The organism is Ferruginibacter sp. (assembly GCF_031391665.1).
Lineage (GTDB): Bacteria > Bacteroidota > Bacteroidia > Chitinophagales > Chitinophagaceae > Ferruginibacter.
This window is the reverse complement of the sequence record NZ_JANMUN010000242.1, coordinates 1-9,787: the sequence shown is the minus strand read 5'-3', so window position 1 is coordinate 9,787 and position 9,787 is coordinate 1. Positions and strand designations below refer to the sequence as shown.

General features: G+C 36.9%; 8 protein-coding genes. 1 reads left to right on the top strand and 7 read right to left on the bottom strand.

Features of this window, described 5'->3' with window-relative positions:
- The 3 genes from ACY651_RS18530 to ACY651_RS18520 form a co-directional block, all read right to left on the bottom strand.
- On the bottom strand, nt 1-1,183 hold a 1,183-nt coding region (locus ACY651_RS18530), incomplete at its 3' end, for a DUF1549 domain-containing protein (protein WP_462254994.1).
- Between the two features lie 13 nt (nt 1,184-1,196).
- Nucleotides 1,197-2,378, bottom strand: coding sequence for a sterol desaturase family protein (locus tag ACY651_RS18525; protein WP_462254993.1), 1,182 nt, complete (start codon nt 2,376-2,378; stop codon nt 1,197-1,199).
- 113 nt (nt 2,379-2,491) lie between these two features.
- Nucleotides 2,492-3,934, bottom strand: a complete 1,443-nt coding sequence (locus ACY651_RS18520; RefSeq protein WP_462254992.1) for a glucoamylase family protein — start codon at nt 3,932-3,934, stop codon at nt 2,492-2,494.
- A 180-nt stretch (nt 3,935-4,114) separates the two neighbouring features.
- Here ACY651_RS18520 and ACY651_RS18515 point away from each other — a divergent pair, with 180 nt between their 5' ends.
- Entirely contained in the window at nt 4,115-4,984 is an 870-nt protein-coding gene (locus ACY651_RS18515; protein WP_462254991.1) for an AraC family transcriptional regulator, read from the top strand.
- On the opposite strand, the gene ACY651_RS18510 is transcribed toward ACY651_RS18515, so the two are convergent.
- The 4 genes from ACY651_RS18510 to ACY651_RS18495 form a co-directional block, all read right to left on the bottom strand.
- On the bottom strand, nt 4,970-6,262 hold the full coding sequence (locus ACY651_RS18510; protein ID WP_462254990.1) for a multiheme c-type cytochrome: 1,293 nt from the start codon (nt 6,260-6,262) through the stop codon (nt 4,970-4,972). The genes ACY651_RS18515 and ACY651_RS18510 overlap by 15 nt on opposite strands.
- Nucleotides 6,263-6,283: 21 nt before the next feature.
- Nucleotides 6,284-7,978 (bottom strand): glucoamylase family protein, encoded by a 1,695-nt coding sequence (locus ACY651_RS18505; RefSeq protein WP_462254989.1) that lies wholly within the window; start codon nt 7,976-7,978, stop codon nt 6,284-6,286.
- 9 nt (nt 7,979-7,987) lie between these two features.
- Nucleotides 7,988-9,442 (bottom strand): glycoside hydrolase family 30 protein, encoded by a 1,455-nt coding sequence (locus ACY651_RS18500; protein WP_462254988.1) that lies wholly within the window; start codon nt 9,440-9,442, stop codon nt 7,988-7,990.
- A 15-nt stretch (nt 9,443-9,457) separates the two neighbouring features.
- Nucleotides 9,458-9,787: glycoside hydrolase family 30 beta sandwich domain-containing protein (locus ACY651_RS18495; RefSeq protein WP_462254987.1), on the bottom strand; the 330-nt coding region annotated here is incomplete at its 5' end.

Genomic DNA, 9,787 nt, shown 5'->3' with positions numbered 1-9,787 from the left:
CTTCTGTTTCAGATACATTATTTTTTAGCCATTCGTTTAGTTGTACAAATCTTGCACTGTCTTTTCCTTTGTACTGCCTTAGCAACGGATAATCCATTTCGGTATCTTCATCTCTTGAGTTATTGAAAAAGGCCATGAACTTATAATATTCATCATGCTTAAAGGGGTCGTATGGATGGCTGTGGCACTGCACACAATTAAAAGTGGTTCCCATTAATGCACTCCAGGTGGTATTCACCCTGTCAAGCACAGCTGCAGTTCTAAATTCTTCATTATCTGTACCACCTTCATCATTTGTTAATGAGTTGCGGTGAAAAGCAGTGGCAATATATTTTTCATCATCGGCATTGGGCATTAAGTCTCCAGCCAGTTGCTCTATTAAAAATTCGTTGTAAGGTATATCATTGTTAAATGCATTTATCACCCAGTCACGGTACTTCCAAATTGTTCTTCCCTGGTCCGATTCATAACCTTTTGTATCTGCATATCGGGCAAGGTCGAGCCACATGCTCGTCCATCTTTCGCCATAAGCCGGGGAAGTCAGTAAATCATCCACTAAATTATTATAAGCACTATCCGATTTACTATTTAAAAATTTTTGTGCAATAGTTTCAGATGGTGGCAGGCCGGTTAAATCCAAACTCACTCTTCTTAATAAGGTAGCTTTATCTGCTTCAGCAGATGGTGTTAGTTTTTCTTCGTTTAATTTTTTATATATAAAACGGTCCACATTATTTTTTACCCATTTGTTATCTTCATCAGGCACATCTGTTTTTTGTACCGGCGCATAAGCCCAGTGTGTACCCCATACCGCCCCCTGGTTAATCCATTTTTCCAAAATGCTTATTTCATCTTTTGAAAGTGGTTCATGTTTATAAGGCATCCTCTCTTCTTCATCTTTTTCCTTGATTCTTTTTATCATTTCGCTTCCGGAGGCATTGCCGGGTATAATAGCATATTTACCTGATTTTACTTTTTGCAACGCTTCTTCTCTAAACAATAAACTAAAGCCTGCCTGCTGCTTTACACCGCCATGGCAGCTAATACATTTTTTATTTAAGATGGGTTTTACCTGTGTATTAAAATCAATTTTATCTTTTGGCCTTATAATAAAATACACAATGGCTACTACAGCCAATAGCAGCAATATGATAACCGATTTTTTAGATAAATTCATTTTCATGCCCCATCAATTATTAGGAAACTTGTCTATTCAATTTAAATTGTTTTTCAAAAAGGTATTTTTTACTTGTAGCATCCAGCCCGGGATATTGAGTCAAAAATTTTTTTCTTACTTCAGCAGCCGTATGCTCATTAGTTTCTGGCTCCCATCCTGGTGGTTTAACTAAATAAAGCAATTTGTTTTTTATGCCTTTAGCATTTTTTACATCGCTAAAGAGTACTATAAATTCACCAAAATAAAAATCTATAAAATTAGTTACATCCATTTTCCTGGTAATGCCGTACTCAATCTTTACTTCATCTTTTAATGGTTGCAATGTGCCAAAGAGCCAATCCCAAAAAGGAAGAAAGGTGCAAAAATTTGTATCCATATACAGCGGATTTTTTGCATGGTGTACCCGGTGATGAGATGGGGTAATTAGAAAATGTTTTAAAAAACCCAGTCTTCCTTTTTTTAAACTCCGTTCGCCTGCATGTATAAAAGTGCCCCAGCCTACTTCTATTCCCCAAATTACCGGAAAAATCATTTCAAACGGCACACCAGCTATTGATAAAATTATCCATTGCATAAATGTGGTAATATATCCTTCTGCAAAAAAATGTACCCATGCTGTTGTTAATGTTAAATCGTTTGGTGCATGATGCGGCGAATGAAAACACCAAAACATACGTACCCGATGAAAACAATAATGCCAAACCCATGTACTCAATTCCCAAATTAAATACCCATAAATCCAGCTATACCAGTGAAAGTGTATAACATGAAAACTAAACTTATTAAAAAAAGGTTCTACCATTTTAAACACATCCAGCTGAATTAATTTAGGTAGAAAAACCGGGAAGAAGGTTGCTAAAAAAGTAGGCTTAATTGTTTTAGCAATATATTTAAAAATACTACTTCCTTTTTCAAAAGTCCAGGGTTTGTTTTTTTCGCTTTTAAATGCTTCATATATTACCTTACCAATTTCCCACAGGGTAAATACAATAATAATTTCCCATAAAATTACCAGGAACGACTCGCTAAACAATCCTTCTTTAAATTGTTCCTGTACACCAGTAATTAAACCTTTGCCTTGCAAAGTTTCCCATAAATAAACAAAAAAAGGTTTAATCCAGTCACGGGAAATGATAAGAAAAAACGCATAAATAAAAACAGCATTTTCTACCCAGCGCCAATATTTGTTTGTTGGTATCAACTATTAAAATTTTTGCAACAGATTTGCTGATTAATAAATCAGGAACCTGTAATATTTTTTATTCTTTGCCGCAGATTCGTAGTTTTTTTTATCTGCGAATCTGTGGCCATCTATTATTTAAAATATTGACTGCTAAAACCTAATTTCTTTAATCCATTCTGCACATCTTTTATATTCATAAACAACTTCCACAATAAACCAGTTCGGTAATTTTCAATCATGGTGATGATGGGCCCCTGGTCAATGGCCAAATGCGATTTTGCATACCAGTTGTGATGAATACTAAACCCATCAACAAAACCATACTTACTCCAAATCTTATCCCCCAGGTTGTAATAAAAATAGCGCAATGCTTCCATACTTTCTTTAGGTGTATAAGGCATGGAAGAAATAGCAGCAGTGGGTTGTATAACGCCACGGTCATTTTCCGGACTGTGTGCTAAATACCCTTTGTAACTGTCGCCGGCAGTAAGGCCCCACACTTTATCACTATAACCTCTGAATTTTTTTGGATTCTCTTTGCAATATTCCCTGTTGATAAGTGTATGATTTTTTCCCTGCAAAAAATAATCGTTGCCCAGCGAATCGGTTAAGCCATTGGGGTTAATGCCCTGGAAAGTATATTGCTCAAAAAATAATGGGCCACCCTGGTCTTTATCATAATTGCCCAATGGTAATTTCATCCCATAATATTCTTTGCCGTTTTTAAAACCCGGACTGCCTGCCCAGGTTCCATTATAAACATCTTTTGAAATAGAATGAAATTGCGAAGAAGCGGACATGATATAGGTGATCAAACATTCATTATAACCCCACACGGGAAAGTTCATATCGAATCCATTGCTGGGGCTCCAGTGCCAGAATAATTTATTTTGATTATTAGTGTGCCAGTTCCAGTTAGCTGCTCCCCACATTTGATTTATTCTTTTGCGTAAATACACTTCTCTTGGTGTATCGCCTTTAAAATATTCTCTGGCACATAAAAAACCCATCAGTAAATAACTTGTCTCTACAATATCAGCGCCATCATCAAGGCGGTCAAACTTTATTGTTTTACCCGTTTTTCCATCCATAAAATGCGGATAGATGCCGTGAAAGCAATCTGCATTGATTAAAAAATCTGCAATCTTTATTAATCTTCTTATGGCAGTGTCTCTTCCAATCCATCCTCGTTCTACTGCTACCACTGTACTCATAATACCAAAACCAGTTCCGCCAATGGCACCTGCATCGGGGCCAAAAGTTGTTTTTGAAAAATTGGGTTCATCCCATGCTTCGTTAATATAATCCCAATAATGTTCTGCTAAAACGGTATTGCTTCTTTCTAATGCCAAACCACTGTAAGGATGTGCGCCATGCCAAAAAAATCGGAAGGTTTGTTTTTGTACCACTTCCATTAACTGGTCATCAGTTAAGTTTTTGATGATGCCGATTGGGGCTATGCTGTCGGGACCGTTACCAAATTTTCCTTTGGTAAGTGAAAGCCCATTTTTTTGAGCAATAATATTTTGTGTAAAAAACAATACCAGTAATAATGAAATAATACGAACAGGCATAGCACATCATTTAGTTGAAGAAAATATTCATTCACTTTTAAAGCAATCAATTTAAAAGCTGTAAGCAAATCTACTTTTGTTAGCAGCATTCAACTACCATTTTACTTTATAATTCTGATACTATTATAGCAAAATAATAGAATAAAGCTTTATTTTTATGCCATAATACAATCATTTAATATGAAACCTTCTTTAGAACGTTTACCATTGGAACAGGGCGAATCTTTTGTGGCAAAATTTTTTGATTACAACTTTTATCCTACGCCCTGGCATTATCATCCCGAGTACGAAATTGTATTAGTTACCGAAAGTACCGGCAAGCGTTTTATCGGCGATCATATCAGTGATTTTAAACCGGGCAACCTTGCCTTGCTGGGTCCAAACATTCCGCATACCTACCGCAACGAAGAAAAATTTTATCGAAAAAATTCTAAGCTGAGGGCAAAATCATTTGTCATCCATTTTTCCGAACAATCATTAGGTAACGATTTTTTACAATTGCCCGAAGCAAAACCCATCCGTCAATTATTATTAAAAACTTCGCAGGGATTGGAAATAACCGGTGCAGCAAATATTGCAGTAAGTAAAAAATTACATGATATCATTTCTGAAAAAGGATTGCGCCGCTGGCACAGCCTTTTAGAAATTTTAACGCTTTTGGCAGAGTCAAAAAAATTACAGCCCATTACCAGTACCCCGCAAATTGGGTATAACGAAAAAGAATCTGCAAGAATGTGTCAGGTTTTCGATTGGCTAACCATCAATTATTCTTCTGCCATTAAATTGGCGGATGCCGCAAAAATTGCAGGCATGAATGAAAATGCTTTCTCCCGTTTTTTTGCACAACGTACCCGTAAAACTTTTTCGGGCTTTGTACAGGAAATGCGTTTACAAAAAGCTGCCAGGTTATTGGTGGAAGATGAGCTTTCTGTTACAGAGATTTGCTACGAGTGTGGTTACAATAACATCTCTAATTTTAACCGGCAGTTTTTAAATTATTACAGCAGTAATCCTATCAATTACAAAAAAACTTTTTTAAAAAGAATGTGAGTTAGTTTTTACTGGTGTTATTTTTTTAGGTTCTTTAAAATTTTTTGTTGCATCGGGATAGTTGCTTATAAAATGTGTACGGATCAGGGAAGCATGTGGAAATTCTTCTCCCTCTATATTAACTGCAATGGCTTTTGAAGGTTGCGCCGGCATATGACAATCGATACAATTTTTTTCTATTGCCACCACATCATTATGTTGGGGTATTTTAAAATTACTTGCTGCAGTATTATGGCAACTCATACATTTTTGAGAAAATAATGCAGCCTGATTTCTTTGATTTTCGTGAGTATTATGACAAGTGTTGCAGGTCATCTGGCTTAGCTTAAAACATTTACTGGCTTTAAGTAAACCATATTGATTGCCATGCACATCTACATTGCCATTATTGGCCACATCAATACTTGCAGTATCTATTTTAAAATAATCTCCAAGGTTTTTACCTGCAGTAAATTGAAAAGAAGGTTTTGTTTTTTCTATATTGCCACCATGACAAACGGTACACACATCTAATTGCAATTGCCGGGAAAGTGAAGAAGGATTTACAATAAATTTTGCCTTTTTTTCCTGCGGATGAGAGGTTTGAAATTCCACGTGTTGCGCTGCTGGGCCATGGCATTTTTCGCAGGTAACACCCAGCATCATCCTATTATGATCAAACTCCGAAGGTTCCATTGCAGTGCCAGCATTTCCTTCGGCAAAAGTAGCGTGGCATTCTAAACAACGTGCAGTAATCGGCCGGTCTATCAATACTTTACCCGAAGGAAAACCCGGACTGTTAGACCATTTGTTAGCTGCAGTAAAATAAGTGATGGGCAATTGATACAATTTATTTTTTCGCCAGTTTAGAAATGATTGCCCCATCACTCCCGAACCTATCACCATATCAAAACGCATGGCCTTTTTTTCTTCTCCACGCAAATACGCCACCTGGAAAAAACCGCTGTCTCTTTTTTCCATTGACAAAACTATATCAGGAGTATAAGCATAAGAATTTTTTCCTTTCTCAAAACTGCCCATTATTGATTTTTCATTTGCAGGTTGCGCTGTAAGGTAATGCGCTGTTTGCAGATGGCTTTCGTAAATAGTTTTATGACAGCCTTCGCATTTTGCTGCGCCTGCGTAATCTTCAAAACCTGTCATTGCTGTTGCCTCTTTTTTTACTTCAGTTCCATTTATACATTTTATTAAACCAAAAACACAAAGCAGCATGATTAATAATACAAACGGAAACCGTTTATATTTTACAAAGAAAAAATTATTTGATTTTTTTTGCATTGAATTTTATAGTAAAAAGAATTATAAATACGGCGCTGTAAAACCCAACACATTCTTCATACCATTTTTTACTTCGGGGCAACTGGTAAATAAATTCCATAATAATTGCGACCTGTAATTTTCTATCATCACAATTATTGGTCCCTGGTCAATTGCCAGATAAGAATCGGCAAACCATAATTGTTTTAAAGAAAACGCATCTACAAAGCCATAGTCTTTAAAAATTTTATCCCCCAAAACATAATAGAAAAATTTTAACGCCTTCATACTTTCGTTAGGGGTGTATGGAAAAGAAGATAATGCTGCAGTTGGCGAGATTACACTTACATCATTGGTGGGTGAGCTGGCAGTGTAGCCATTTTGAATATCACTGGCCGTTAATCCCCAGCAACTGTCGCTGTAACCAAAAAAGTTTTTTGGATTGGCTTTGCAGTATTCGTAATTTATTAAAGTATGATTTTTTGTTTGTGTTTGATAATTGGCATAAACATCACTTAATCCATTTGGATTAATACCTAAAAAAGAATAATGCGAAAAGAAAAGCGGACCGCCCAGTTGCGGGCCTAATGGTAATGCGTAGCCGTAATAACTGCTGCCATTAGTAAATCCATTTGTACCACTCGCCGTCCAACCAGTTGAATAAACACTTGCAGGAATGCTGTGTGTGGTTGAAGAAGCACCCAACACATAAGTAATCAAACATTCATTCCATCCTTTAATTTGATGGTTCATTTCCCAATTATAATTGGGGCTCCAGTGCCAGTACAACACATTTTGATTATTTTGCCTGAACCAGTCCCACTCTACACCGTTCCATAAAATATTGATATCATTTCTTAAAGTTGTTTCTGCTGCATCTGCTGCATTAAAATATTGTCTTGCACATAAAAGCCCCTGCATCAGGTAAGAAGTTTCTACAAGGTCGGCGCCATTGTCTTTTGTACTAAAAGGAATTACTGCACCCGTTGTTCCATTTAACCAATGCGGAAAAGCGCCATGAAATTTTTGTGCTGTTGTTTTTAAAAATGTAACCATGGTTTGCAGCCGTGCAAGCCCTTGTGCTCTTGTAATAAAATTTCGGTTGATGGCCACCGGGATACTCATAATACCAAAACCAGAACCACCGCTGGTAACCGTTTCCGGTGTGGAGTTGCTTCTTTCCCTTGCTAAACCGCTTACAGGATGACCGTAATCCCAAAAATATTTAAACGTCCTTTTTTGTATAGTATCCAGTAAAGCGTTATCACTTATCGCTGCGAATTTTCTTGATGAGTCGATTTGTGTTATTAATTGTAAACTAAAATCAACATTCAGTTTTCCTTTTTTTACAGATTGTAAAGTGGTAGTGGCATTAATTGTATAGCGGGCTAAATTTTTTAAAGGAGAAGCTGAAGTAATTACAATGGTACTGTCATTATTTTCATAACTGAAGTTTACCGGTACTGACACTGCATTATTTTCTAAAATAGAAACCGCTGCAGCCGCACTGGTTTTATCCAGTACATTATTAAAAGATAATTTTATGGTTACACCGGTTCTCACATTGTAATTTACAGTGCTGGTTTGCGCAGGTACATTATCTAATTTAGCGGCCGTAATATTTAAAAGCGATGGTGGCGGCTCTGGCGCAGGAGTGTTCTCTTTTTTACTGCAGTCGGCAGCAAATATTAATGGCGCTAATAAAAAACATAAATATTTACCAGGTATAGTTTTCATATTACATCTTTAAAAAGTTAATGTACTAATGGAGTGTGGCAATGCAATGGCTTCCGCAGCTTTCCCATTTATCCATAAATAATAGGGTGTCTTGGTATCGCTTTGGTTCATTACAATTACAGCAACAGAACCATCTGTATTTTTAAATGCGGTAGTTAATAACTGGCTGCGGCTTGCACTGCAGGCAATTCTTTTTGCACCGGGGCGTATAAATTTTGAAAAATGCCCGATGTAATAATACTCATTGGTATAAATTAACTGACCGGTTTGTGTATTGCCATGTATTGGCGCAAAGCAAAAATTTTGTACATGGTTTGGTCCGCCGGTTTCATCCAATAAAATATTCCAGTCGGTAAAACCAACTGATCCGTTGTTAAAATCATTGATCATATTCACGCCATACTTTTCTCCCAATTTCCAGTCGTACACTTTATCAAGGTCAAATGCTTCTTTACAACCTTCGGTAAATAATAAATTAGTATTCGGAAAAGTTTCATGCACCATTTTTAAATTATCAAACATAGGTTCTCCCCCACTCCAGGTTTCGTACCAATGATAACCAATACCCCATAAATATTTTGAAGCTTCTTTATCATTTAATAAAGTGCTGGCCCGCTGGTACAACAAATCCCTGTTATGATCCCAACCAATAATTTTTTTATTGGCATAGCCATCACGTTTCATGGTGGGGCCCAAATAATTTTTTAAAAAATCACGTTCTTCTTCACCGGTATAAATGCAGCTTTCCCAGCGCTGTGTGGCCATTGGTTCGTTTTGTATAGAGATGCCCCAGATAGGAATGCCTTCAGCCTCATATGCTTTAATAAACTTTGTATAATAGTTGGCCCATGGCTGATAAAATTCTTTTTTCAATTTGCCACCATGTAAAATATCATTGTTGGTTTTCATAAAAGCAGGCGGGCTCCATGGGCTGGCAAATAAAGGCAGCTTGCCACCGGCTGCAGCAATGGCCTGCTTAATAAATGGTATACGAAATTGTTTATCGTGCTGTATATTAAAAGTTTTTAAGGATGCATCACCTTCGGAAATGTAGGTGTAGGTATCGCTGCTAAAATCGCAGCTGTGAATATTAGTTCTGCCAAAGCTATAACCAATACCATTTTTTTTATCGAAGTATGCTTTTAAAAATTCCTGCTGTTTATCTTTCGGCAGTTTTGCAAATGTTTCTGCAGCTGCATCTGTAAAGGCACCACCTATCCCTAAAAAAGTTTGAAAAGCTTTATCAGGATCAACAAATACACAAACCTGTGTTTCCAAAGGCTGCGGCATAGCTTTAAAAACCGCCGTACCGTTTACAGTCAAACGCATTTCAGTACTATCGGCAGTGGTATGTATGCTTACATTCTTTCCATTTACAGAAAAGCCACTGTGCATTCTTTTTGCTTGCGCATAAATAATATTTATGGATGCAGTCATCAGCAGCGGTATCATCATTTTTTTCATACTACATTTATTAATTTACCAAACATAAGTGGCTGCAGCACCAGCGGGCAATGTGGCAGTGGCCAGTTTACCTTTAAATTTAATATTAAAACTTGCTTCGGTATTGCCATCATTTACTGCAATTAAAACTTTTCTTCCGTCAGGTATTTTGAAAGCAACATTATAAATATTTCCAACATTCACACTTTCAATCCGCACCGAACCTGCAGGTACAAATTTTGAAGCATGCGCAATAATATAATACCCCACATTCCTGGTAAGGGTACCATCCAACGTTAGTGCGCCTTTACATTCGGTACATCCTCCGGGTGTATGCGGATTATAGCCGCCATCATTTGCCAGGTT